Genomic DNA, 26750 nt, shown 5'->3' with positions numbered 1-26750 from the left:
CGGCGTCTACGGAAAATCGCCCGTCGAACGTGTCAGCGTGCACATCGTCGCCGGGACGAACAGCTACCGTGCATGGCATTTTTTCAAGTAGCTCAGGAACGATGCCTGCAGCCCGGTGACGTGCGTCTCGTGCAACAACGCGGTCGAAACATCCTGCGACCACCCATTGCCATGCAACTGCTCCACGACAGCAAGAACGTTACGTGCCAGTCCGCGATAGATCGGAATGGGCCCTGTCAGTTCGGCTTCGTTCAGCGTGACGTGCAGCTGCGGAACAACTGAGCCCACGCCACGCTCGGGCAGTGCCTCGACCAGTGTGTGGATCTGGCTGTCGGCGTTCACAACTCCGGGACTACCCGCACCGAAGGTCGCGAATGGGGGCGCGTCGCGCAGCCATGCGTAGAGGGCGAAAAGGCCTCCGTACGAGTACCCGAAGAGTCCGTGCCCGGACTCGCTGACACGTAGCTCCGACGAGTACAGGCGAGGGTGGAGTTCGTTGGTCAGGAAGTCGAGGAAGACGTCCCCGTGGGTGTCTGCCAGCTCCTCGAGGTAGGCGTCCACGTACTCCTGGGTCATTGCACCCGAGTCGCGAGCAGCGGCAAGAGTAGCCGTCATTTCTTCGCCTACCGGTTCCCCAGGCGGCACGAGATCGCGGTTGCGGAGCCGTGCCCAGTTGGCGGCTTCCTCACCGGCATATCCGACACTGACCTGAATGTACGGGGCGATCGTCAGATACGGGTCTGCCTGCGTGACGATGAGCGGGGCGGTAAGACCTACAGCCCAGTTGCCGTCCATCACGTAGATCAGCGGTAAGGGATCCGTGGAGTCCGCGTAGCCGGGGGGTGTGGTCACCCAGATGCCGTAGCTGTGCCCCGACTTCGCCGTTATTTCGAAGTACTCCGTGTCTGCAAAACATCCGTGCAGCATTGCGCTCATCGAACCTCTCCCTTCACTACGTGGCCGGCCTTCACGACGAGAACAGCCATGTCCGGATCGGCGAACACCTTGGCGTCGTGGAGCGGGTCTTGCTGCCAGGCAACCATGTCCGCCTGCATACCGACGCGGATAGTTCCAACGGTGTCCCCGATACCGAGGATGTCGGCGTTGACGCTGGTGGCCGATACGAGAGCATGCATCGGCGACTCCAACTCGGCCCGCAAGCGCAACTCCTCGCCTCGGCGCTGCTGGTGCGGCCCGATGAGGTCCGAGCCCAGGCCGATCCTCAGGCCTGCTGCGCGAGAGACCGCAAGCGCTCTGGCCATGCGTTGACGTACTCCGGCGGCGCGGTCTCGTATTGCAGGTTCCAGGTCCATGCTCTCGGTGTCCGTCAACTGCTCGACCACGGCGAAGGTAGGGACCAGAGCCACGTCATGCTCGCGCATCAGCTGGGCGGTCTCTTCGTCGATGTCGGTGCCGTGTTCCACGCACCGGACACCGGCTCGCACTGCGTTGCGAATGCCCGCATTGTTGTGCGCGTGGACCGTGACGTAGGTGCCGCGCGACGCTGCTTCTTCCACTGCCACGGAGATTTCCTCGACGGTGAACTGTGTGTCGGTGAGGCTGTCATGGCCTCCGACGACACCGCCGGTGACGCACAGTTTCAGAAATGTTGCGCCTCGGCGGAACGATTCGCGCACGTTGCGTCGTAGCTCGTCGGCATTACCCGACATCAAGGACAAGGCGCAGAGCCCGGGAATGTGGTGCATGTTCCACAGCTCGGTCGGCTCCCATGCGGCCCCGTAGTAGCCGTGTCCACCGGTCTGGCACTGCACAGGACCGCACGAGAGGACACGCGGACCACGCACCTTGCCGCTCGCAATAACGTCGACGACTCCGCCGTCGATGCCACCGACGTCTCGCACCGTGGTGAAGCCCGCGTCGAGGGCATCGCCCGCGGTGGCGAAGATGCCCGCAGCCAGTTCGGCTGCCGAGAGCTCAAACCCGAATTGCCTTCGGATCGGACTCGAAATACCCAGGTGCACATGAGCATCGATCAGCCCCGGAGTCAGAAGCATGCCGTCCAAGTCAACTGTCGTCGAACCCGACGGCGCCTGTCCGATCGCGGTGACAATGCCGCCACTCACGCACACGTCGACTTCGACCGGGTCGGTGCCCGATCCATCCGCGACCATGCCGCCGGCAAACCATACGTCAGTCAAAGGGACCTCCCGAGCATTGGAAACCACTCTCCTAAACACTGGTGAATTCGATATGCGGTACCGTACTCAACAGTGGTGAACCCGTCAATGGAGGTAGCGTGAGATCGCCGGTTGGGGAGGGTCGAGAGCGACTGTTGCAGGCACTGTTCGACGAGTTCGGTGAAACCGGCCCAAGCCCGAAGCTGTCGATGCGCCAAGTAGCGGAGCGACTCGGAGTGCACCACACGCTGCTGACCTATCACTTCGGATCACGACCGGGACTCCTCAGCGCCGTGCTGTCGGAAGCTCGCCGCCGTGACAACCTCGTCATCGCCGCGATGGGCAAGGATCTCGGGTTCGCGGCCCTGTGCAGGGCGATCTGGACCTTCTACTCGAACGCCGAGCACGAAGATCGAAGCCGCACCTTTTTTCACCTGGCCGGACTTGCGGTTTACGAGCACAAAGCATTTCAAGATTTCGCCGCCGACCTCGACGATTTGGCGCACCTCCTCGAAGCGGCGGCCCTCCGCGAAGGGTTCACAATGGTGGACGCAAAGCAGCAGAGCATCATCGCAACCGCATGTCTGCGAGGACTGTTGCTACAGAGGTTGCTCACCCCCGACGCCGAGGTCGACGCGGCAGCCGAGCGCTTCATCACCTCGTTGACAGCGTCCACCACGTAAACCCCTCATACACAACCGATCACCCCCGTTCGAGATCACCGGCGCGGGGGCGTTTTCCCTGGGCTCGGGCATGTTTCGGCGTGAGACGGTTCCCTGAGCCCCGGTTGAATGATGGTCGATCACCCTTTCGACATCTGTACGAGCGAAACGCCGAAAGATGCGACAAGTGAATGTATCCCGGCTCAGCAGACACACGACATCATCGACAAGTCCGATGATTCACATGAGTTTCGAAAGTCAGGATTGAATTGTGACCATTACCTTCCGTGCCGCAGAGTTGAACAGCGCAAGTGGGATCTTCCAGCAAGCACTGCTCGGCCAACCCAGTGCAGAGCCACTCGACGGAGACATCATCACTCGTGCAGATGTCGAGTTCACCAGTGACGACGGCCGCATTCAATCCGGAGTCTGGGAGAGCGAACCGGGAAAGTCGCGGTGGGAGTTCCTCACCCGCGGCGAGATCATCACCATCGTCTCCGGCGCCATGACCGTGGAGGAGGACGACGGCGATCCCGTACATCTCGTTGCCGGTACGAGTGCAATCTTCCCAATCGGATGGAAGGGTACGTGGACGGTCACCGAGACCGTACGCAAGGTGTTCGTCGTATACAACGTATGACCGAGAGAAACCGCAACATCCGACCTTCACGGCCCGTCATACGGACGGATCTCACGACGCAGCCCACTTGCCCTGAGCACCTGTCGCTGCACTCCCGCCCTCACGGAATCCTCGGTGCCGATCACTCTCACATGATTTCTGGCGCGAGTGATCGCCGTGTACAACAACTCCCGAGTCAGCAGTGACGACGCCTCGGCCGGCAACATCACCGATACGGTGTCGTACTGGCTGCCCTGGCTCCGGTGAATCGTCATCGCGTAAACCGTCTGCACCGACGAGAGTTGGCTCGGGTGAATCAGAAACGCATCACTGCCCCGCTGGAATGCGGCAATAGGCACGCCATCCTCACGCTGCACGATCACCCCGGCGTCCCCGTTGTAGATCTTCGCCTCGTAGTCGTTGGCCGTCACGAGCAGCGGTTGGCCCGGATACCACCGCGTCGGGTCAAGAAACTGCCCTGATGCCGTGCCGACCCACTCCATCGCCTGTTGCGCCCACCTCCCGACTCCGTAGGGCCCGTCACGGTGGGCGCACAGAAGGCGGTGCGATTCCAGGCCTTTCAGTGCGCCGATCGCATCACCCACCTCGGCCGACGCCGTCACCACCTCTGAACTCGCAACGATGTCGGCGCGCAATGCGTCAACATCCTCGGGCGAATGGAAGGAGACGGCTGGATCACCGCTGCGCAGGATACGCAGAACCTCAGCGGAATCTCCCGCTCGAACTGCCCTGGCCAACGACGCGATGGTTCCGTCGAAGCGGCGCCCGCGTGAGAGTTGAATGATCCCGCCCCGCAGACGATCCTGTTCATCCGCACTCAATGCCTCTTCGGAACCAGTGGCCGTGAGATCGTCACCCACCAACTGTGTCAGCGTCGGATTTCCACTGACCTTTACCGGGCGGGCGACAAGATCAGCAAGAACAGCGCCCGCGTCGACTGAGGTCAACTGATCGGGATCGCCGACGAGCAGTAGCCGGGCATCGGGGCGAACGGCTTCGAGCAGGCGCGCCATCAACGTGAGGGAGACCATCGACGTCTCGTCGACGACGACCACATCGTAGGGAAGTCTGTTGGTCGCATTGTATTTGAAACGACTCGAACTCCCCCGCTGCCAACCGAGTAGGCGGTGCAGGGTCATGGCCGCGAGTTCTTCGGGAAGGCCAAGGCTCGCGGTCTGCTCACGTACGGACTCCTGCAGCCGTGCTGCGGCTTTACCCGTCGGTGCGGCCAGACCGATGCGAGCATTCGAACCCAATTCCTCCGACAGGAGAGCGAGAATACGTGCGACCGTATGGGTTTTGCCGGTTCCGGGCCCACCGGCGATGACGGTGGTCCACTGTGTCGCGGCGAGAGCAGCTGCTATCCGTTGACGATCCGGCGCGATGGTCGGCCCGTTCTCGTCGACGAACAGCGAATTTAGCCGCGTTCGGACCGCTTTCAGGTCGGCGGGCGGCCACGTGGACGCCCGCTCGTCGAGCACTCGCCGAATCGTCTGCTCCTGCAGAAAATATCGATCGAGGTAGAGGAGTTCACCGTCGTCCGTGTCGACCAACCGGAGCGGTCTGAGAGGTCCGGCGTTTCCGCCGATCACCAGAGGGCTCAGCCGAAGGGCGGCAACGATCTCCGACGGTTCGGGCCACGGCAACGACGTAAGTTCCTCCTCCGTCGCATTGTCGACGCTCACATCACGCATCCGTTGCAGATCGAGGCACACCGAACCTGATCGCACGGCCCGAACTGCCAACGCCGCGGCCAGCATCACTTCTTCGGAAGTTTCACCGCCCAGGCTGCACACTCTCGTCGCGACATGAACATCGGCGGCAACCAGAACCCCGGCTTCGTTGAAAATTCGCACGATCCCTTTGGCGCGCTGCGCCAATTGCGCCTCGGTCATCGAATCTTCTCCCCTACTGTGTGGGACGCATCAAGACCGGCCAGCAGATCCGATAGTTCAACCGTCAGCTGAGCAGGCGGTTTCCATTCGAAGACACCGCATTCCGGCGGGCTGTCCGGGCCGAGCATCCCACGCACGAATTGATACTGCGCGCCCCCGAGATGACGGTGCGGATCGTAGTCGGGCAGGCGCCACCGCAGATACCGATGCAGTGCAACCGAATACAGCAGTGCCTGCAGCGGATAGTGCGAGCGCATCATCTCCGTCGCCATGAGTTCACGCGTGTAGTTGGCAGCCGTCAGATCGCCGCGACCGATCCGGTTGGTCTTGTAATCGACGATCACGAACGACGGGCCCGGGATCCGCAAGACCGCGTCGATACTGCCCGTCAGGAATCCGCGCATCGGTGACGTCTCGACACGGTCCAGATAGTCGGCGTACGACGCCAGAATGTCGTCGGAGGAAAGGTGGCGCCTCAACAGTTCCGACACTCCGCGGAGTGTGACACTCATCGACACCGGATCGTCGCCACCGGCCAGTGGGAGTTCGAAATCGAGTTCGGGAAGACGATCTTTCGGCGCGATCGTGGCCAAGGTTCCGAATCCCAAGGGAGTCTGCATCACCAGATACAGCGCATCCGCGAGTGCTTCGGAGTCGACCTCGGCCGCCCGAACCGAGACCGCCTCGGCGCAACGCATCCCGAGTTCCGCTCTCAGATCTGCCGCAGCCGTGTCCACCACCTCGAGCACCTCATGCACCAGCGTGCCGAATGCGGCGCCCGCGGGAAGTCCGTTCATGGGTGAAGGGAACGCCTCCAGGGGCGAGGGGGTAATGCTCTCGAGGTCTACGGAATCCTCTGGCTCGTCGTCTTTTTCGGGATCCTCGACCTCGCTGCCCGTGGTCGTGACCGCGTGGTGCGCTCCGGCGGTGAGTGCCGAGTACGACGTACGACGCCACAGAGTGTCCAGGTCTCGATCGAAACGCGCCGCGGCCAGTTCGGTCACGTCCGCAGCCGCTCTGGACCAGTGGACGGGCGAGGGCGGATGGGGACCAACAGGTTCCACCGAGATCACGTCGGAAGCTGCTGCCGGCCAGGTTGCGAGCCGTGCTGCGGTTGTACCGTCGTCGAGCACCTTCACTACCCGAGCAGGTTCGGCGATGCCGGGTGTACGTCCGAGCATCAACCGGTGCAGCGGCGAGCGGGAGGTCCCGTAGCTGGGTGCCCACCAGAGCACGAGTTGGCACTGCGCCCGGGTCAGCGCCACGTACAGCAGCCGCAGTTCTTCGCCCGCTTCTTCGGCCTCCGCAACAGTCTTTCTGGCGTTGTACCCCGGGCCTTCCTGCCCGCCGACGTCGAGGATGCGGCGTCCCTCCGGGTCGTGCAACAGCTGCGTCGGCGAGTTGAAGCCGCCAACGCTCTCCCAACTGAACGGGACGTAGACGATCGGGAACTCGAGCCCTTTGGTGGCATGCACCGTAGCGATTTGCACTGCGGCAGCGTCACTGTCGAGGCGGCGGCTTCGATCGGTGGCGCTCCCGGACGTCGGGTCCTTGATCCGATCGGAAAGCCAGCGAACCAGTGCGCTCAACCCGAACGCTTCCTCGGTCGCGACGCGACCGAGGAGTTGTGCGACGTGCCGCAGATCGGTGAAATCTCGTTCGCCGGACGGGGCCGCGAGTACACGCTTCTCCAGATTTGTTTCGGCAGAGATTCTTTCGAACACAGCCGCAAACCCGACGCGTGCGAACAGCCCGGAATAGGAGCGCAGTTGACCTGCAAGTTCTGCAACGACGTTGTCGCCGTCCTTGTCCAGTTCTTCGGAGGTGCGCCCGAAAATCGGCGAGAGGGCCGTCAACCGGACACGATCGGAGCGATGGGGCTGCTCGATCGCCTGCAACAGCCACAGCCACTGGGTCGCACTGGGTGTCGCGAAAACACTGGACCCTCCGGTCAATACGGAAGGTACACCGACGGCATCGAGAGCATCGCGGATCATCGCCACGTGCTTGTGGGTGCGCACCAACACCGCGACGTCTCCTGGTTCGACCGGGCGTGGATCACCGTCGACTGCCAAGCGGGCATCGCCGCCCAGGAGCGCGACCACGTCTGCTGCGACGTCGTCCGCGACGCGACTGCGAAGTCTGCCTACGGCCGGAAATCCCGAACGATTGAGCGGTCCGGCTCCGGTACGGGGCAGATGGCGTACACGCAGCGGCACCGGGCCGAACAACCGAGACTTCTTGTGCGAAGCCTCCACTGGATGCGCGACGATGCCTTCGTTGCCGAGTGCGGCACCACCGTAGAGGTGTTCGAGTGCCGCCAACAACCCTGGGTCGCTACGCCAATTGGTGGTCAACTCCTGGTGCGCATCCGCCTGATCGACCGCATCGAGATAACTCAGGACTTCTGCCCCGCGGAACGCATAGATGGCTTGTTTGGGATCACCGACCAGGACCAGGGTGGTGTGTCCGTGGAAGGCCAACCGCAGAATGTCCCACTGCAACGGATCGGTGTCCTGGAACTCGTCGATCAACACAACCTTGAACTTTTCGCGCACCCGACGACACGCGACGGGACCGTATTCCGGATCCGTCAATACACCGTGCAACAGCGTCAGCAGATCGTTGAAGTCGCGAATTCCTTTGGTCCGCTTACGTCGTTCGACCTCGACGCGAGCAGCGGCCGCGAAGAGGACGCGCTGACCGGGTGCGGTCTCCTCCTCGCCGTCGGGTTCGAGAATTGCCTGACCATCGCCGACTGCGCTTCGGGCGATGGCCAGCGCGTCCTTCGTGGAGAACGGTGGAGACGAGTCCGTCCGGCTGTAGCGGCTGAGGTACAAATCCGAGACGACCTCACTGATCAGGTCGTCGACCGACTCCACAAAAGTTGTGTCCGGTTCACGTTCCCCGGCGATGCCCAGCCCGTCGAGCATCCTCTGACAGAAACTGTGGGTGGTCGTGATGGTGCCGGCGTCGAACTCCGCGAGAGCGCGCAGGAGTCGACGACGCCGCACGCCGATCTCCTCGTCGTCAGCTGTGGCGAGGTACGCCACCAGATCATCATCCGACCGCCTCGCCGCCTCCGGGTCGACCAGAGCGGCGGACACTCCCGCGAACCTCTCCCTGGCACGCTCACGAAGTTCCTGAGTGGCGGCCCTACTGAATGTCACCAGCAGAACTTGCGATATGTCGGCGAGACCTTCGGCAACACAACGGGTCGCGAGTCCGACGATCGCGTAGGTCTTGCCAGTTCCGGCGCTCGCTTCCAACACCGTAGTGCCGGTCGGTAGTGGCCCCAATAGATCGAAGTCCACGGGTTACTCCGCTCTTTCGTTGGTCAGCAACGGATCCCACAGTCGTCGGGCGAGAACTCCGAATCGAGTCGGTTCCTCGGCCCAGACGAATTCGTCGTCCGACGGCGGATCCGCAGCCAACTCCGCCAGTGTTCGAGCCTCTCCGAAAACGTAAGTGTTGCTTGGATCGATCATCTCGCCGTACTGCCCGGTCCACTGGGTGTCCGCACCGTTTGTCGCATCGTCGACCGACTCGCCACCAAAGCGTCGGCGCGCATATTCGGCTGAAGTAGCGGCCCACATCGGCAACGGACGCTGCAGCCCCCGCTCGCGTAGGTCCACCAGTTGCTGCAGGATCTCGACCGCATTGCCCGGCGCATCGAGCACTGATCGTGCCGCTGCTGTCTTTCCCCGACCCCGTCCGATCGACACTGCATCGAGCGGACCGGGTCGTCCGTGTGCTTTCAAGGCGAGGAGGTTGATCCAGGCCGTCATCCGATGTTTAGGCGCCAGTGAGGAATACGACGCTCGCACCACTGAATCGCCGTGCACACCGGTTACCGTTCCGGTGAGACGACGCCCGTTACCGAGGTCTATGTCGACGTCGACAGCTTCGGAGTCTCCGTCGAAGTGCGGCAAGGCAAGTCCGGCAATCTGATCGACCACCCATTCGACGTTGCCCAGAACCGTGGCGCCCAGGTTGTAGGGCGGCAGAGTGCCGCGGCGCCACTCGGCTGCACGAAAATCCGCCGAGCTGCGTCCAGCCAAGCGCGAGAGAAGCATTCGGTCACCCAGAGCCCAGGTGGACAGTGGATCGAGCTCGGTTGCCAGCGAATCCGCGATGTCGTCGTCGAGTTCCGGTACCCGGACGCCGAGGCGTTGGCGCAGAAAACCACGCGCGGGATGTACCAGGAAGTTCACCAAGTCGGCGAGGTTCACTTCCTTCGGATGCACCTCGGGTAGCTCGGCCGACAAGACTGTCGGCAATTCGACCGGTGTTCCGGAGGCAGCCCTCGCACCGGCCAGCGCTGCCGTGTCGAAGCTGAACGGCTTGTTCGGCGCGAAGTTTCGATTGTCGAACGATTGCAACGGATGCCGTGTCAGCACCCCGTTCACAGCGTCCGGACCCACCGTCGCACTGAGTACGTCGAGAAGGCCACTGAGGGGGATCGCCGGTGGTCTGACGACACCGGTGACCGGATCGGCACCGGTATACAACAGAATCAGATGTTCGCCCGCAGACATCACGGCATCGAGAAGCAGTTGCCGGTCTTCACTGCGCAGATCGCGCTCCCCCACAACGGGATCACGTGACAAGATGTCGTCGCCGTCGACTCCACCGGTTCGAGGGAACACCTCGTCGTCGAGTCCGATCAGCACGACCACGCGATGCGGTACCGAACGCATCGGAACCATCGTGCACACCGTCAGTTCGCCGGTTCGGAAGTTGGCACGCGTCGGTCTGCCCGCGAGGCTGCGCGAGAGCATCGCGCGAACATCGGCCAGACGTAACACCGTCTCTCCGCCGAATTCCACAGCAGCTACCAGTTCGCGGTGGGCCCCCGCGCTCTGCCAGGAATCTGCGGGCGCTGTGTCGGTCAGCAGATCCAGGGCCCGCATCAGCACACGAAGCCATTCGGCCGGTGAATGTGGGCCGGCAAGATCGCGAAGCGAGACGGCCAGGCGATCGACGAACTCTGCGAAACGTCCAGTCAGGTCGATGTCTGTGCCGTCCACGTCATCAAGTGGTAGCGCGAGATCCAACCAGGCATTTTCCGATTCGTCCGCGCTGACCCCCAACAAGATTCGGTCCATGGCGGTGTTGAAGGTGTTCTGCGGAAATGCATCGAGGCCGAACGTGGCACGCTGCCGACTACCGATTCCCCAGCGAGCACCCGCTTCCGTCGTCCATTCCCGCAGTCTTTCCAACTCGTCGTCGCCCCACGAAAAACGTGTGCGGACAGGCTCGGTCGCGGCCAGGTCGAGAACCTCACTGGCTGTGGCCCGGCCGTCGGCCAATTCGAGGAGAGAGCCGAGAACGGCCAGGACTGGATTGGTCTGACGTAATCCGCGGTCTGCCAGCCTTACTCGAAGAAGATGCCCGGGGTGGCCATGGACGCCTTGCCCGAATGCAGCACGAACCAAGGGTGCGTACGTTTCGACGTCCGGGCACATCACGAGTACGTCGCGTGGCTGCAATGTCGGGTCGTCCTCGAACAATCGGAGCAGACATTCGCGGAGCACCTCGACCTGCCGTGCCGGCCCGTGGCAAGCGTGGACCTGAACTGTCCCATCCGGTTCCGCTGCAACGCTGGGAGCACGATCTGCGATGACGTCGGCTTTGACCGTCGCCAGGAGGGATTTCGGGCCGGCTGGTTCGGGAAGATGCACCGACTCGAACTCGGCGGCACCGAGGCTGATCTGAAGTTCACGAACGTCGCGAGCAAGACTCGACAGCAACGGATTGGCGGATATCAGCGCTGACCCGTCTTCCGAACGTCGGATCGTGCTCTCACTTCGAGGCGGTATGCGCGAGCTCATCTTGGTCCACAGCGCGGGGCTGGGATGCGGGAGCCAGATGTGCACGTCCCGATTCGCACTGAGTGCGCTCAAGATCATTCGCTGATCGACCGGCAGCCGGGTCGGCCCGAAGACCGACAGGCGTTCCGGTAGGTCGACCAAGGCCGGGTCCTCGACCAGTGCGCGGCTCACTTGCCCCAGTCGCTCTGCGGGCCCCGGAACGTCGATCTTGTCCGCGACGATGCACCACAGACGTGCCTGCCATTCGAAATCCTCCGACAGCGCCAATCCGTGTCCGTCGGTCAACCGCCCGGCGGCCCAGTCGATCAGCATCTGCGGGCGTTGCGCGGCATAACTGCGGAAGAGTTCGGTTACATGTGTGGCGGAGGCAAACCGTCGACCTTCACGATGGCCTTCGAGATGTTTCGCCAGGACTCCGCACCAGGGCTCGCCGAGGGACTCGTCGATCACATCGAGAACCGTCCACACCAATCGCGTCGGCGACCATGGGTCGTCGTCAGCCGTGATTCCACTGACCGCGGCCACGGACTCCGCGACCAGGCGCGCGGGTGAAGGAAACGCGATGTTCGCAGAAATTCCGTCCACTGCTGACGGTCCGGACGTGCCTAGCTGGGAGGACAGCCGCTGATTGAGCCAACGCTCGACGCCCTTGGCCGGCACCGCAACAGTTTCCCGGGCGAATGGATCCGACAGCGGGGTACGGAGGAGCGTGGCCAACGCCGAGACCAAGGTGTCCGAACGCTCGGCCCGGTACAACTTCAGCAATCTTCGCTCCCCTCACTCCGTCCAGACGTCCATCTCACCACGGCGCTGTGACAGGAGACGCCGAACCAGCCTCACGCAGCGGTGACGCGCAGGCAACATGACCGCAACCGGACGTTCGTACTGTGCGGGAATGACCAGTCCCGTCACCTCACCTCGCCCCGCTGGAACCGGTCTCGACATCTCCGGCCTCGGCAAGACCTTCGAGATGGGTCGTCGGTCGGTGACCGCGCTGACCGACGTGTCCCTTCAAACCAGCGAAGGCTCTTTCCTGTCTCTGCTCGGGCCGTCCGGATGCGGGAAGTCCACCGTTCTCCGCATCCTTGCGGGCCTCGATAGTCCGACGTCGGGAACGGCCCTTGTCAACGGGCAGTCGCCCGCCGAGTTACGCAAGCGCCGCGAACTCGGAATCGCCTTCCAGGATTCGGCTTTGCTGCCGTGGCGAACAGTGGCCTCCAACATCAAACTGCCCCTTCAGGTTGCCGGCATCGATCCCGACCCCGACCTGATCGCCGACCTGATCGCGCTCGTCGGCCTCGAAGGATTCGAGAAGGCCAAGCCCGCCCAATTGTCCGGCGGTATGCGTCAGCGTGTGTCGATCGCACGATCGCTCGTGGTCAAGCCGAGTGTCCTCCTACTCGACGAACCCTTCGGCGCGCTGGACGACATGACCCGTCAACGGCTCAACATCGAATTGCTCAGAATCTGGACCGAAAAACCCGCGACCACGTTGATGGTGACTCACGGAATCGCCGAAGCCGTGTTCCTCTCCGACGTCGTCGCCGTCATGACGCCGCGGCCCGGACGCGTCCTCGAAGTCGTGCCGATCGACCTGCCGCGCCCGCGTACACCCGAGATGATGCGTACACCCGAGTTCCACGAGATCCACGACTACCTCTCTGGACTGCTCTTCGGAAAAGCAGGCGTCGCATGACAATTACCGATATCGAGAACGTCGCGACCGCGGCGGCGCAGCCATCTGTGCCGCGCCGGATCCGATTGAAGCGTCCAACGTGGTTCGGCGGTGCAGTCGGCATCTGCGGACTGATCGCTCTCTGGTGGATTCTGGCGGCGGCCGGTGTTGCGGGAGGCACGATTCCGACGCCGTGGGTAGTTGTCTCGACGATGTTCGACGACGGTTGGTCGCTGTACGGACCCAATTTCACCGTCACGGCTTCCGGTGCGCTGCAGGGCTTTCTCTGGGGAAACCTGCTGGCGATAACGCTTGCCGTGCTTGTCGTTCTCATTCCGCCCATCGAGGGATTGGCCACACAACTGGCGATCCTGAGCTACTGCACACCGCTGTTGGCGCTTGGCCCAATCATCCTGGTCGTCTTCGGCGGCCGGACCCCCACAATCTTTCTCGCCGCAATGTACTGCTTCTTCACCACGATGGTCGGCACACTCGCCGGCCTGAGATCGGCCGACAAGACGAGCCTCGATCTCGTCGCCGCCTACGGCGGTGGGCGTTGGCAGAAGTTCACCAAAGTTCAACTTGTGAGCGCACTTCCGAGCACCTTTGCTGCCCTCAAGATTGCTGCACCTTCGGCCGTACTGGGTGCAATTCTCGGTGAGTATCTCGGCGGGGTGGACAGCGGGATCGGCGTCGCACTAACGGCCGCTCAGACGTCGTACAACGTCCCGCGAACGTGGGGAATGGCTATCGCCGCCGCCTTGCTCGCAGGTCTGGGGTACGCCGTCGTCGCAGCGATCGCCCGGCTCGTCACCCCGTGGACGAGCGTTCCGGGAGCACAGAAATGACTTCGGTACGAGGAACATTGAGATTCCTCGCCCCGATTGCCATCGCCTCGGCGCTGTTGCTTGTCATCTGGGTGGTCTTCCTCAACGCCTTTCCCCAGGTCGGCCCGCGTGTGGGAAAGACGCCGGCCGACGTCTGGGAGTACCTGTTCTCCGGCCCAAAATCCGCCGACGCTCGTTCGGGCATCATCGACAACCTGTTCATCACTCTGCGCGACGCCGGTGTCGGCTTTGCCATCGGAATGACTGCCGCGCTCGTGGTGGCATCGATCTTCGTCGTTTCCCGCACTGTCGAACAGACTTTCATGCCCGTTGCAATGCTTCTACGATCTGTTCCTCTCGTTGCGATGACCCCGATCATCGTCCTGATATTCGGCCGCGGAATCGTGGGTGTGACAGTCATGGTTGCGATAGTGGTGTTCTTCCCAGCCCTCGTCATGATCATGGTCGGTCTACGTGCCGCTCCGGCTCAGGCACAAGACCTCATCGCTGCCTACGGCGGGAGTCGTTGGACCGCATTGCGAATGGTGTCCGTGCCGTCCGCACTTCCGGCTGTGTTCGCCGCTGCACGAGTATCCGTACCCGGCGCCTTGATCGGAGCACTGATCGGCGAATGGCTCGGTAGCGGCCAAGGCTTGGGTTCGAGCATGATCAAAGCCATTCCGCGCTACCAGTACAACGAATTGTGGGCATCTATCGTGGTGATCACCGTGGTGTCGATCGTCCTCTACGCCGTGGTCGGGATCTTCGAAAGCATCGCTCTGTCTCGTTTCGGTCCTTCGGCGGGCAAGTCGTGACATCTGTTAACACGACCTCAACAAACTCTCTCTCCCAAGCAAACTGAACGAAACCGACTGGCCCTAGTGTTCCGATTCATGACGCCATTCAAGCCCGTCCGCCAGCTGGACCGCAGGGCCTTCTTCCGCTACTCCGCGCTGACCGGCATCGCAGTCGCCGGCAGTGCGTCATTGCTCGCGTGTAGCAGTGACTCCAGCAGTTCGAGTGGCGGAACCACGGACGACGGTTCCGAATTCGGAACAGTTGCAGTGCAGTTGTCCTGGATCAAGAACATCGAGTTCGCCGGTGAGTACTTCGCTCTCGACAAGGGGTACTACAAGGATGCAGGGTTCGGGAATGTAGACCTGGTGGCAGGTGGCGCAGCCGGCACCGGCGTCGAAGCCGGCCTGGACACCGGCAAGGTGTGGATCGGAATGTCCGCACCGCAGCTCACAGCCCCCGCCGTACTCGACGGACTGGAGGCAAAGATCGTCGGTGCGACATTCCAGAAGAATCCGTTTGCGATTGTCAGTTCCGCTGCGGCACCGATCAACTCACCACAGGACATGATCGGCAAGAAGATCGGCGTCCAGGATTCCAATCAGCTCGTCTTCGGAGCTCTCCTGGCAGCAAACGGCCTGACCGAAAGCCAGATGACGATCGTGCCCGCGCAGTTCGATCCGAGCCCCTTGGCGAACGGCGAGGTGGACGGCTGGGTCTCCTACGTGACCAACGAGCCGATCACACTGGCCGCCAAAGGTTTCCCCAACGCCCACTTCCTCTTCGCGGACTACAACCTGCCGTTGGTCGCCGAATCGTTCACGGTTCTCCAGTCCACCATCGACAACGAGAGGGACAAACTCAAGGCATTCCTGAAGGCCGAGATCCAAGGATGGAAGGATGCGGTCGCCGATCCGGCAGAGTCGGCACGGCTTGCCGTCGAGGTCTACGGCAAGGACCAGAACCTCGAACTCGAAGAGCAGATAAAGGAAGCCACCGCACAGAATGATCTGGTGGTGTCGGCAGATACCAAAGCCAACGGGTTGTTCACGATGACACCCCAACTGATCGAACAGAACATCGCGGCACTGTCGAAAGCGGGGCTGGAGATTACGGCGGAGCAACTGTTCGACATGTCGATCCTCGAGGAGGTGTACGCCGAGAATCCGGAGTTGATCTGACACTACGGCCGAATTTGAATCGGCCAATTGTGAACTATCCGACCCATTGTTGGAAGTGACGTCCGAACATATCTGGCTGTTGAAAATGAGAAGATCAAACGAGACCGGAGCCACACTGATACCGCAACATTGACGAACAAGCATCCTTCAACCCAAAAGGTTAATCAGATGGAAGTTCGTTCAGTGCCCACCATCATTCTGGTCACGCTCGGCCTGCTCTCACTTGCCTCATGCGGGAACACATTACCCAACGGCATATCCTCCACCGACTACGCCAAGGACGGCAGTTTCACAACGGTCGTGAGCACCGATCCCGGCAATCTTCACCCCCTGCTCACCAATTCGATCTCTGGTCAGGCGATCAACTCCTATACAAACGATTCATTACTGGCTACTGATGCGAAGACAGGTGCGACTGGCCCCTACCTCGCGGAAACGTGGTCAGACGCAGGAACGTCTCTGACTTTCACGCTCGAGAAGTCCATCACCTGTCAGGACGGGACGCCGTTCACTGCGCAGACCGCAGCCGACAACATCAATTGGATCGCAGATCCCAAGAATGGTTCCCCGTGGCTGGGCGTATCCGTGCCTGAATCGACTGCGGCCACGGCCGACGGTGACGTCCTAACAGTCATGACCGCAGAGCCCGCTCCATTTCTTCTCGAGCGGATCGGCGGACTCAAACTCGTGTGCAAGGCAGCGCTGGACGATCCGTCGAGCATCCGGAACGGCAGCAATGGAACCGGCCTGTTCCAAGTGACCGAAGTGGTGGCCAATGATCACGTGATGCTCGAACGGCGTGAGGGATACGAATGGGGACCTAACGGGGAAACCACCTCCGATACCCTAGGAGTGCCCAAGTCAGTCACAATCAAGGTTGTCTCTGATCCCGCAACCACCGCCAATCTCGTCCTCACTGGATCCGTGAACGCAGCAGCAATAGGTGGGCCCGATCGCGACCGAGTCGAATCAGTCGGCCTCGACTCGATGGACTATACGAGTTTGTCGGGTCAGTTCATTTTCAACAACAATGCAGCGTTGCCGACTTCAGACAAAGAAGTCCGAGCTGCACTTCTTCAAGCGATTGACCTCGAGGACTACACGGCGATCAATACTGGAGGCAAAGGCTCGCGTGCAACAGCATTGGCTGTAAGCGAGCCGCGGTCGTGTGACTACGACAGTGTGACCGGCGTCCTGCCGAACTTTGACGTAGAGGCAGCGAAAAAGAGACTGAACGACGCTGGTTGGCGGTCTGGCGGCGGCGGAATCCTGGCGAAGGAAGGCAACCCGCTGGTACTCGATGTGGTGTTCAACAACTCTCGAGACACGTCTTCGGCAGCCGCTGAATACGTGCTGAATCGGTGGGAGGCACTAGGTGCACACGTCGAGCTACGCGGTGGTGACAACAACTTCGTCATTTCGGAAACCTACGGCGCCAAGGACCCCACATCATGGGACATCTCGATTGGACTTGCCGTTCAAAGTAGTGCGCCTAGTACATTCCTTCCATATTTTTCCGGCCCTACGCCCCCGGCCGGGGCCAACTTTGCAGGCATCGACAACCCCAAGTACGCCGAACTCGCCGCCGCCGCCTCGGTACTGCCGGGGCAGCAATCCTGTCCTGTCTGGAAGGACGCCGAGCAAGCGCTCTTTGCGGACTTCGACGTAGTGCCGATATCGGTCTCACCGAACTACATGTACTTCAACGGCGCAACATCCCTGTACGCACCGGCTGGCGGCATCCTCGTCGGCGCCGGTGTACGAGTACTGAGATAGCTGCGCTGCATGAGATTACGAAAAGACCGTGCGTAAATTGCTGCAATAGCAGACAGACGGGCCAATAGCCGTCACTGGTGCCCGTCAAACGTGCGTTCCCGACATTCCAGTCCGAATCTCATCCGATTACCGGGCGACATTCACGTCGTCACGCTTTCAGGAAACGCGAGGATAAAAATCGATGACAAATGAACTTCAAAAGCTCGTCGATCAGTGGAGGGTCGAGGCGAACATCCCCGGCGTCTCGGTCGGCATCGTGCACGACGACAAGGACATCGTCGTCACCAGTGGCATCGAGAGCGTCGAAACCCAACTCCCGGTCACCGACAAGACGATGTTCATGATCGGCTCCACCACAAAGGTGTTCGCCGCAACAGCCGCGATGGCACTCGTCGAGGACGGCCTACTCGATCTCGACACCCCGTTGGTCGAGTACGTCCCCGGACTGACCTTCGCCGACGAAACAGCCACGCGCACAGTCACGATGCGTCACCTCCTCACCCACACCGGCGGATTCACCGGCTTCTCGGCAGGCTGGGGCGAAGACGCCCTGGGACGCTCGGTTTCACGGCTGAACGAACTGCGACAAGAATTTCCCGTCGGAGAAGTCTTCTCCTACAGCAACTCCGGATTCGTTCTCGCCGGACATGTCGTGGCCAAGATCAGCGGACTGACCTTCGAAGAGCTGGTCAAGCAGCGCGTGCTCGACCCCCTCGAAATGAAGAACTCGGCCTTCCTGTCCTGGGACGTGATGACCCACCGGTTCGCACTCGGTCACTACATCCGCGACGGTGTGCCGTTCGTGTCCAACGAAACCGGACTGGACCGCGGCATGATCCCTTGCGGCGGAATGTGGTCCTCGGTGCGAGACCAACTCGTCTGGGCACGTTACGCACTGTCTGGCGAACACCCCGGCGAAGGACAGCCACTCGACGAGTCCACCCGGTTGTTGATGCAGAAGCCGCAGCGTCCCGCCGCGATGATGTTCGAAGAAGTCGGCCTGGGATGGCTGTTGACTCGATACGGAACCACGCAGGTAGTACGGCATGGCGGAAACGTGAGCAACCTCCAGGTCTCCGAGTTCATGACAGTGCCCGAGAAGAACTTCGCCGTCACCGTGCTGACCAACGCCCTCGGCGGCGGAATCGGCAAGAAGATCGTCGACTGGTGCATGGCCAACCTCACTGAACTACCCACGCCGGCATCCCTCGACGTGGTCGAGCCCGAACCCGCTGCCGTCGACGCAGTCCTGGGCAAGTATCAGGCCGGCTCACTGACGATGACCGTCGCCCCCGGTGACGAGGGAATCGGCATCCGGATGGGCAGCGCGCAGGATCTCGGTGAATACGAGGACATCGTCTGGCCGCCGGCAATCCCGATCGCCTTCCTCAACGACCGTGACTTCGCTGCGCGCGCCGACACCACCCGGGCGTTGGGACGCTTCGTCACCGACGACACCGGTCGCGCCGTGATGCTCGAATTCCGCGGCCGCACCGCCAAGCGAGTGGCTTGACATGAAAACGGGCAGGGCGGTCTCGATCAAATGCGATTGAACTGAGCGTGGCCGCCTCGTCCACCTTCGCCGGTCTCCACATAGCCTGGAATGCCTCGGAGTTTCACCTGGCGAAGCATGATCGAGGTATACCCATCTACACCAAAGAACGGTGTGTCCAGCTGTATCCCATTCCACGGCTGTGGTTTTCATAATTGAGTTCACAACAACGTAAGGCATTCCCAAGGAGAGAACTCATGCTGAGATCGGCCAGAATACTCGTACTGAGCACCGTAATTGTTTCTTCTGCAATAGGTCTGACCTCTGGATGCCATTCCACTCAGACAACAAACTCGCCAGCAACGGCTGCCTCGGCCACCCGGTCAGACCGCGAAGAATTCGATGTGGAAGACGCCGCAATCGTTGATCTGCAAAACGCAATCGACGAAGGCCGCCTGACGTCCGAAGATCTCACCGCGACGTACCTGGAACGAATCGAGACTCTCGATCCACAACTTGGTGCGGTTGTCACGGTGAATCCGGATGCAATCGATATCGCGCGATCCCGCGATCAGTCGCGCCGAGACCACGGTCCTCTCAGCCCTTTGGACGGAATTCCAGTTCTGCTCAAAGACAATATGGACACTGCCGACAACCAACCGACCACAGCAGGTTCGACTGCGCTACTCAACTCACGTCCATCCGACGACGCATTTCTCGTCGATCAACTGCGTAAAGCAGGCGCTGTAATCCTGGGAAAAACGAACATGTCTGAATGGGCGAACTTCCGATCGCCGATGGCGATCGCCGGTTGGAGTGCGACTGGCGGCCAAACACACAATCCTTACGTTCTCGACCGCAGCCCCTGTGGATCCTCGAGCGGGTCGGCCGTCGCTGCTGCGGCCAGTTTGGCCGCCGTCACTATCGGGACCGACACCGACGGTTCGATAGCGTGCCCCGCAAGTGTCACCTCAACGGTCGGCATCAAACCTTCCCTCGGATTGGTGAGCCGTTCCGGAGTTGTGCCGATCACCTCACGACATGACAGTCCCGGCCCGATGGGGCGCTCCGTGGAAGATGCAGCACTCGCATTGTCGGTGATATATGGGTCCGATCCGTCCGATCCGGACAGTGCTGACGTCGCCGGTTCCCTACCCGCAGATTTTCAGAACATGCTCGACCCAAACTCACTCAGCGGCAAACGTATCGGAATATGGCGCGAGGGCCGGGCCGGGATCGATCCTGACGTCGACAGAACCTTCGATGCCGCCGTCGAACAACTACAAGATCTCGGCGCCACCGCTGTCGAGGTCAACATCACCACCGACGCCGACGTCGTCTCACAACATTTGCTCCCCGCAGTACTCACCGAGTTCAAACATGACATCAACCAATATCTCGCCAATACTCCCGGCGAACACCCCGGAGACCTGACCGGCCTGATCGAATACAACCGCCAAAATGCCCAGGAAGAGTTGACGGGTTTCGGGCAAGAGCTATTTGAAATGGCCGATCATACAGATGGCAACCTCTCCGATCCCACGTACCGCGCCCACCGTGAAGCCGCGACCGGACGCGCACAAACGGCAATCGACGACGCTCTTGTCGACAACAACCTGGATGCGATTGTCACGCCTACCGAACTGCCGGCCCCAGGTATCGACTACCGAGGAGGGGGTGAAGGCCCACAATTTGCCAGTTCAACCCGCACTTCAGCGCTCGCCGGCTACCCGATGGTGACCGTCCCCTCCGGATACGCGCGCGAAGAGTTACCTCTCGGTCTTTCATTCCTCGGTACACGCCTCGACGACGCAAAACTGATCAGTTTCGCCTACGCGTACGAGCACGCTGCCCAGATCCGGAAATCGCCGAGCTATCTTCCGACCCTCCCGTAGCCGACTCTGGAACGTACGCCTCCAACACAGCACCGGGCAGCCGTGCCCGGTGCTGTGTTCTGCCAAGGAACAAGAATTGTTCGTCATCGGCCTCGTGTGCAGTGGAGTTCGTTTCGAGGGATGCTGACGGTGGCAGGGCCCTGAGCTGAAGAACAAGGACCAGAACATGGAACTCGAAGAACAGATCAAGGAAGCCACCGCCCAGAATGATCTGATGGTGTCGGCAGATACCAAAGCAAACGGGTTGTTCACGATGACAACACAACTGATCGAACAGAACATCGCGGCACTGTCGAAAGCGGGGCTGGAGATTACGGCGGAGCAACTGTTCGACATGTCGATCCTCGAAGAGGTGTACGCCGAGAATCCGGAGCTGATCTGACTGCCGAGCGTCAGCGAACCTCCCGCGCGAGTACGCCCGAGATGAATAGCTGTACAAGGACCTCGGCCTTGTACCGGTCATCGGACCCAGCACCGATACAAAGGTTCCCGATGCCTTTGAGCACGTTGTACGCATCGACCCGCGAAGCAGTGCCAACGGACTCGAGCGCTGCCGCGAGGAGGGAGTCACATACCGGAACGAGGCGGTCGACGAAGTAGATATGCAGAGCGTCGGACCCGGCGCTGTCTCCTTGCAGTGCACCGGCGAGCCCATGCTTGGTTACCAGGAACTCCACGAACAAAGCCACCCATGCCCGCAAAGCCGCCTCGGGCGTTGCACTCTCCGCGAGCATCTGTGGGCCCGCGTCCGCACACGCCTCGACTTGGTGTCGGTATACGGCTACCACCAACTCGGGACGCGTCGGGAAGTGGCGGTAGATCGTCCCCATGCCGACGCCGGCCTTCGCCGCAATCTCCCGCACCGGAGCGTCGACTCCGGACTCCACGAACACTGCTGCCGCCGCGTCGAGCAGCGCCTGCTCGCTTCGACGTGGGCGACCGACTTGCTTGGGAGACGCGACGCGCGACTGCTCGTCCTGGGCATCAGCCATGTGCACTCCTCGCTGACTCACAACATATGTTTGCATTACGGAACAACGCTCCGTAATGTTGCGGAGCGACGCTCCGATAAACAGTATCGCAGGGTGCAGCCTCAGCAAGGAACTTGCCATGACCTCATCAATGATCGACACTCTTAACGGCATCATCGGCGCCGGCACCCCGGTCGTCTCCGTTGCCCCCGTCGAGTTGTTCGCCCCCGATCGACCTGTCCCGCTGGAAGTACGTGTGTCTGCTCCGGCAGCAGGCACGAACCTCCCCGTTGTGGTGTTCTCCCACGGCAACGGCTGGAACCTCGATGGATACTCGCCACTCACGGCATTCTGGGCATCCCACGGATTCGTGGTGATCCAGCCGACACATCTGGACTCGCGCCGGAACGGTTTCGGGTTCGACCACCCGGTTTTCCCGACGATCTGGACCGAGAGAATCGCGGATCTCACACGCATCCTTGATCAGCTCGACACCATCGAATTTGCCGTGCCCGGGCTTGCCGGCCGCATCGACCGCAGTCGAGTTGCCGCCACTGGTCACTCCTGGGGCGGGCAAACCGCTCAGTCACTCCTCGGAGCAAGGATCTTCGACGAGGCCGGCCAGGTCGGCCAGGACATGTCCGACAGTCGCGTCACCGCGGGAATCCTGTTCGCGGCAACCGGTCTCGGCGGCGAGAACCTGCATCCGTTCGCGCAGGCGAACTTCCCGTTCATGCGCCCCTCGTTCCAGGAACTGACGACGCCGACACTCGTCGTCGCGGGCGACCACGACCAGTCCAAGATGTCCAGCCGCGGACCTGACTGGTTCACCGACGCCTACACGCACAGCCCAGGAGCCACCGACCTCCTGACCTTCTACGGTGCCGAGCACGCACTCGGCGGAATCGTCGGATACGAAGTCGCCGAGACCACTGACGAGAACCCAGAGCGGGTCGCCGCCATCCAACGGATGAGTACTGCCTACCTTCGGACCACGTTGCGCATCGATGAGACCAGCTGGCCAGCGGCCCGGGCCGCATTCAGCGACAACGCCGACCCGATCGGCCGAGTCGACACCAAGTAATGCGGCAGTGATCCGACTTATTGGCCGAAGTTGAACCTGAGATTCGCATTGATCAAGGTGTTGAGCCGCTTTCGCATTCTGACAACCTCTGCCTCGGGCGGTATCGGATCGTCCAAGAAAAGCGTCCAACGCAGCATCGTGCTGTTTCCGACCGCCTCGATGTCGAATCGGATGACGGCGTCGGGTCGGTCCGGCCAGATCGACGACCAGATCACCAGCTCCGGTTCTTCAGCCCTGACGATCTCCGGTGCGATCTCGCTCTCGAGAAGTTCCAGCCAGTGCCGGGCGGGCTGGCGGTACGGATCGATCAATGCCTCGAACATGAAGCGCGCAGGCGGCGGCTGGCTCCGGCGCCTCGTCGCGACTTGCAGCATGGCACGAGCGTAACCGCCTCTCAAGGGCATACCTCTGCCTTCGCAGTGCTGGATCCACGAAAACTGGGATAAACCGGGCATCGACGGAGGACACTCAGGAGCACATCCGTCTGGGAGGGCCGCTCATGCGTAAACGCCATCAGGTTCTGCTTGCAGTGTCCGCAGCGATCGGGCTGTCTCTGACGCCGATCAATGCGTCGGCAACACCGAGCACGGGAGTACACGGGGAAATCCTCGGGCAGGTGACTTTCGACGGCAAGGACTACATCCTGCGCCAGATCACCATCGACCCCGGCGGTTCCACCGGTTGGCACTTCCACGACGGGACGCTCTACGCGCTGATCGCGCAGGGCACGTTGAGCCACTACCGATCCGATTGCTCCGTCGACGGGATCTACAGCGCCGGAAATACTTTGATCGAACCGAGCGGTTCAGATCATGTGCACATCGGAAACAACTCGCAGACAACACCATTGGTGCTCGAGGTCGTCTACGTCAATCCGGCGGGCAGCCCCCTCTCCGAAGATGCTGCGCCTCCTAACTGCCAACTACCCGGCTGACGGGGCAGAAGAGTTAAACCGCACCGGCATCGATTCGAGCCCGGACACGAAGTTGGCCGCACGCCGCTGCAACGGCGCGTCGGTGGCAAGTTCCATGTCCGGCAGCCTGGCGAAGAGTTGCTCGAACATGATCCGCCCCTCCAACCTGGCCAGCTGATTGCCCAGACAGAAATGAGTTCCGAAGCCGAAGGCCACGTGTGGATTCGGTGTGCGGCCGACATCGAACCGTTCGGCGTTCAGGAACACGGACTCGTCGAAATTTGCCGATTCGAAGAGCAGCAGCATCTTCTCACCTGCCTTCAGCTGCGCGCCGAAGAAATCGGTGTCACGGGTCAGGGTTCGAGCCATGTTCTTGATCGGCGAGGACCACCGCAGCATCTCCTCCATTGCCAAGGGAATGGCATCGGGATCGTCGACTAGCTCCCGGCGCTGGTCCGGATGGCGCAGTAGCTGTTCCATGCCGCCGCTGAGCACGTGCCGTGTGGTCTCGTCACCGCCGATCAGGATCAGCAGGGATTCGTTGACGATTTCCTGATCGGAGAGGGCTTCGCCGTCGACCGCACTGTGAATCAACGTGCTCACCAAATCGTCGGCCGGGTCGCTCCTCCGCTCGGCGATGGTTCGCATCATGTACGCGGTGAAATCGACGTACGCAACCATCATGGCCTGCAGTTGATCCTGGGAAGCGTTGCTTCCCAATGCCTTCACCAGATCGTCCGACCACCGCAGAAACAACGCGCGTTCCTCCGGACGACACCCAACATGTCGCCGATGACGGCCATCGGCAGCGGTGCCGCCAGGTCTGCGACGAAGTCGGCTTCTCCTTTCTCACAGACGGCGTCGATCAGTTGATCGCAGATCTCCCGGATACGGCCGGCCTTGGCTTCGACCTTCTTACGTGTGAAACCCGCATTGACCAAGCGTCGACGTGTGAGGTGCTGCGGGTCGTCCATGTCGATCATCTGCGGCAATGGACCGGTTTCGGGGCGGATGCCACCGGCGTTGGAGAACAGTTCGGGATCCCGCTCGGCTGCGACGACGGCGTCGTAACTCGCGGCCGCGGTGATTCCGTTGGCGTCGTCTCGGTACACGGGCTCGTGATCACGCATCCAGGCGTATGCGTCGCGCACATTCCCGAGGTCTCCGCTGTAGAAGCGTCCGTCGATCAAATCGAAGGTCGGTCTGGTAGCCATCACTCCACCTCTCGCACAACCCTTGCCTCAATAAGTAGAACCTGTTCCTATATAGCGTGGGGCGTTTTCACCGAAGCCGGACCGGAAAACCTCCAGAAGCAGCACGCGAGCCCGCCGGAGCAACGACCAGGAGACACGCATGGACGACGACACCGCCTCAGCGGGCATACCCACTTTCACCGGCACATCGATACTGGTGACCGGCGGCGGTAGTGGCATCGGCCTGGGCATCGCTCGTTCGCTCGTTGCGTCCGGCGCTCACGTCACGATCTGCGGACGCAACAAGGAGAAACTCGATGCTGCCGCCGAATCGATCCGGCAGGCGACTGCCGCAGGATCGGTCAGCGCCTCCCCCGCCGACGTCACGATCGAGACAGACGTCGTCGCCGCTGTCGCCGCGGCGGTGTCCGTCACCGGAAAGCTCGACGGAGTCGTGGCCTGCGCCGGCGGGAACGAAACCATCGCACCGGTCACGCAACTCGACGTCGACGCCTGGCGCCGCACCGTCGACCTCAACGTCACGGGGACCATGCTGACGATCAAGCACGGCGCGCGGGCACTGGTGGCAGGAGGCGGTGGATCCATCGTCGCGATCTCGTCGATCGCCAGCAGCAACACACATCGCTGGTTCGGCGCGTACGGCGTCTCGAAGTCCGGCGTCGACCACCTGGTGCAATTGGCGGCAGACGAACTGGGCGCCAGCAACATTCGTGTCAATGCGATCCGGCCGGGTCTGACCCGAACGGATCTGGTCGCGCTCATCACCGACGGTGGCCCCATCCTGGACGACTACCTGGCCAACACGCCGCTCGAACGCGTCGGCGAGGTCGAGGACGTCGCCGGACTCGCTTCTTTCCTACTCGGACCGCAATCCACCTGGATCACCGGGCAGATCATCAACGTCGACGGAGGCCAAATGCTGCGCCGCGGACCGGATTTCCGCTCGATGCTCGAACCCGTCTACGGCTCCGACGGACTCCGTGGGGTGGTAGCGCCATGAGCTACACGATTCTGGGCAAGAGGGTCGAGATGCCCGTCGAAGTTCGCACCGCGTCTGCCTTCATGGCGTTGTACTCGGTACCGAGCACAACCGCGCAGTCGATCATCGATTACACCGGCTTGACCGTGCTCCAGTACCGTCCTGGCCGGGCGCTGTGCGGCCTGGTTTTTGTCGACTACATCGACGGGGATCTGGGGCCGTACAACGAATTCGGAGTGACGTACATGGTGCGCAGCCACACTGCGCCTCCCGAAACCTCGGTGCTGGGAGATCTACGTTCGCTCGCTGCCGGAACTGCAGGGGCACTCATTCACGAGTTGCCGGTGGACGGCGAGTTCACCAAGGCCGCCGGCCGGGAAATCTGGGGATTCCCGAAGGTGCTCGCCGAGTTCGACACCGAGCACGTCGGCTCGGTCAAGCGCGGATCGGTCTCTCGCGACGGCAAACTCATCACACAGTTGAGTGTGAAATCCGGCGTCAGCGTGCCGGGCGGCGGAGCCAACATGTCGTTGGCCGCGTACTCACATCTCGACGGCGCCACCAGGTGCACGTCGTGGGACATGGCACCGACCGGCGTCAAATCGCGCCCTGGTGGAGCCGAGGTTCAACTGGGCAGTCACCCGATGGCGGCGGAGCTTCGGAAACTGGGACTCCCCCGCCGGGCCCTGATGACCACGACCATCAAGAACCTGGCGATGACGTTCGGGGAGGCCACAACAATCTGAGTGTCGGCCGACGGCACCCCTTTCGGTCACGTG

At 61.7% G+C, this 26750-nt stretch carries 20 protein-coding genes and 2 pseudogenes; 14 read left to right on the top strand and 8 right to left on the bottom strand.

The window, feature by feature from the left end; translation table 11 throughout:
* Positions 1-63: 63 nt before the first annotated feature.
* Positions 64-936: an alpha/beta hydrolase gene (locus BH682_RS04155; RefSeq protein WP_075832172.1), complete on the bottom strand. Its 873-nt coding sequence runs from the start codon at positions 934-936 to the stop codon at positions 64-66.
* A complete protein-coding gene (locus tag BH682_RS04150; protein WP_223304658.1) occupies positions 933-2159 on the bottom strand; it encodes a metal-dependent hydrolase family protein in 1227 nt (408 codons plus the stop codon). Before BH682_RS04150 ends, BH682_RS04155 begins: the two co-directional genes overlap by 4 nt.
* 98 nt (positions 2160-2257) lie before the next feature.
* Here BH682_RS04150 and BH682_RS04145 point away from each other — a divergent pair, with 98 nt between their 5' ends.
* A complete protein-coding gene (locus tag BH682_RS04145; protein ID WP_007734140.1) occupies positions 2258-2821 on the top strand; it encodes a TetR/AcrR family transcriptional regulator in 564 nt (187 codons plus the stop codon).
* 250 nt (positions 2822-3071) lie between these two features.
* A complete protein-coding gene (locus BH682_RS04140; protein ID WP_075832168.1) occupies positions 3072-3440 on the top strand; it encodes a cupin domain-containing protein in 369 nt (122 codons plus the stop codon).
* A gap of 26 nt (positions 3441-3466) precedes the next feature.
* Here BH682_RS04140 and recD read toward each other — a convergent pair whose 3' ends face one another.
* Genes recD through recC form a run of 3 tightly spaced genes read right to left on the bottom strand, consistent with a single transcriptional unit; the run spans position 3467 to position 11934 of the window.
* The gene (gene recD, locus BH682_RS04135; RefSeq protein WP_075832166.1) at positions 3467-5335 is read right to left on the bottom strand and encodes an exodeoxyribonuclease V subunit alpha; all 1869 of its coding nucleotides are present in this window, start codon (positions 5333-5335) and stop codon (positions 3467-3469) included.
* Positions 5332-8649 carry a UvrD-helicase domain-containing protein gene (locus BH682_RS04130; protein WP_075832164.1) on the bottom strand — a complete coding sequence of 1106 codons (3318 nt, stop codon included), beginning with the start codon at positions 8647-8649 and terminating at the stop codon, positions 5332-5334. Before BH682_RS04130 ends, recD begins: the two co-directional genes overlap by 4 nt.
* Positions 8650-8652: 3 nt before the next feature.
* Positions 8653-11934, bottom strand: a complete 3282-nt coding sequence (recC, locus tag BH682_RS04125; protein ID WP_075832162.1) for an exodeoxyribonuclease V subunit gamma — start codon at positions 11932-11934, stop codon at positions 8653-8655.
* Between the two features lie 97 nt (positions 11935-12031).
* Between recC and BH682_RS04120 the strand changes: the two genes are divergently transcribed.
* The 8 genes and pseudogenes from BH682_RS04120 to BH682_RS04085 all read left to right on the top strand — a co-directional run.
* Positions 12032-12865 (top strand): ABC transporter ATP-binding protein, encoded by an 834-nt coding sequence (locus tag BH682_RS04120; RefSeq protein ID WP_075832160.1) that lies wholly within the window; start codon positions 12032-12034, stop codon positions 12863-12865.
* Complete coding sequence (locus BH682_RS04115; protein WP_075832158.1) at positions 12862-13692, top strand: ABC transporter permease; 831 nt, start codon at positions 12862-12864, stop codon at positions 13690-13692. The genes BH682_RS04120 and BH682_RS04115 overlap by 4 nt, the downstream gene beginning before the upstream one ends.
* Positions 13689-14486 carry an ABC transporter permease gene (locus tag BH682_RS04110; protein ID WP_075832156.1) on the top strand — a complete coding sequence of 266 codons (798 nt, stop codon included), beginning with the start codon at positions 13689-13691 and terminating at the stop codon, positions 14484-14486. The genes BH682_RS04115 and BH682_RS04110 overlap by 4 nt, the downstream gene beginning before the upstream one ends.
* A gap of 78 nt (positions 14487-14564) precedes the next feature.
* Complete coding sequence (locus tag BH682_RS04105) at positions 14565-15647, top strand: ABC transporter substrate-binding protein (protein WP_031332841.1); 1083 nt, start codon at positions 14565-14567, stop codon at positions 15645-15647.
* 168 nt (positions 15648-15815) lie between these two features.
* On the top strand, positions 15816-17423 hold the full coding sequence (locus tag BH682_RS04100; protein WP_075832154.1) for an ABC transporter substrate-binding protein: 1608 nt from the start codon (positions 15816-15818) through the stop codon (positions 17421-17423).
* A gap of 181 nt (positions 17424-17604) precedes the next feature.
* Positions 17605-18936: a serine hydrolase domain-containing protein gene (locus BH682_RS04095; RefSeq protein WP_075832152.1), complete on the top strand. Its 1332-nt coding sequence runs from the start codon at positions 17605-17607 to the stop codon at positions 18934-18936.
* Between the two features lie 236 nt (positions 18937-19172).
* A complete protein-coding gene (locus BH682_RS04090; RefSeq protein ID WP_075832150.1) occupies positions 19173-20810 on the top strand; it encodes an amidase in 1638 nt (545 codons plus the stop codon).
* Between the two features lie 142 nt (positions 20811-20952).
* A pseudogene (locus BH682_RS04085) lies at positions 20953-21192 on the top strand (ABC transporter substrate-binding protein); the annotation flags it as partial.
* Between the two features lie 10 nt (positions 21193-21202).
* On the opposite strand, the gene BH682_RS04080 reads toward BH682_RS04085, so the two are convergent.
* Positions 21203-21802, bottom strand: coding sequence for a TetR/AcrR family transcriptional regulator (locus tag BH682_RS04080; RefSeq protein ID WP_007734129.1), 600 nt, complete (start codon positions 21800-21802; stop codon positions 21203-21205).
* A gap of 118 nt (positions 21803-21920) precedes the next feature.
* On the opposite strand from BH682_RS04080, the gene BH682_RS04075 reads away from it, so the two are divergent.
* Positions 21921-22865: an alpha/beta hydrolase family protein gene (locus BH682_RS04075; RefSeq protein ID WP_054782037.1), complete on the top strand. Its 945-nt coding sequence runs from the start codon at positions 21921-21923 to the stop codon at positions 22863-22865.
* Positions 22866-22882: 17 nt separating this feature from the next.
* Here the strand turns inward: BH682_RS04075 and BH682_RS04070 are convergent, their stop codons facing one another.
* Positions 22883-23239, bottom strand: coding sequence for a hypothetical protein (locus BH682_RS04070; protein WP_050655893.1), 357 nt, complete (start codon positions 23237-23239; stop codon positions 22883-22885).
* A gap of 125 nt (positions 23240-23364) precedes the next feature.
* Between BH682_RS04070 and BH682_RS04065 the strand changes: the two genes are divergently transcribed.
* Entirely contained in the window at positions 23365-23799 is a 435-nt protein-coding gene (locus BH682_RS04065; protein WP_003945598.1) for a cupin, read from the top strand.
* Here the strand turns inward: BH682_RS04065 and BH682_RS04060 are convergent.
* Positions 23788-24992: pseudogene (locus tag BH682_RS04060) on the bottom strand (cytochrome P450). The gene BH682_RS04065 and the pseudogene BH682_RS04060 overlap by 12 nt on opposite strands.
* Positions 24993-25131: 139 nt before the next feature.
* Here BH682_RS04060 and BH682_RS04055 point away from each other — a divergent pair.
* Both BH682_RS04055 and BH682_RS04050 read left to right on the top strand, forming a co-directional pair.
* Positions 25132-25992, top strand: coding sequence for an SDR family oxidoreductase (locus BH682_RS04055; RefSeq protein ID WP_075832148.1), 861 nt, complete (start codon positions 25132-25134; stop codon positions 25990-25992).
* Positions 25989-26717: an acetoacetate decarboxylase family protein gene (locus tag BH682_RS04050; protein WP_042920495.1), complete on the top strand. Its 729-nt coding sequence runs from the start codon at positions 25989-25991 to the stop codon at positions 26715-26717. The genes BH682_RS04055 and BH682_RS04050 overlap by 4 nt, the downstream gene beginning before the upstream one ends.
* Positions 26718-26750 lie beyond the last annotated feature (33 nt).

The sequence above is a fragment of the Rhodococcus sp. YL-1 genome (assembly GCF_001942025.1).
GTDB lineage: Bacteria > Actinomycetota > Actinomycetes > Mycobacteriales > Mycobacteriaceae > Rhodococcus_F > Rhodococcus_F qingshengii.
This window is presented reverse-complemented; position numbering and strand designations above follow the sequence as displayed.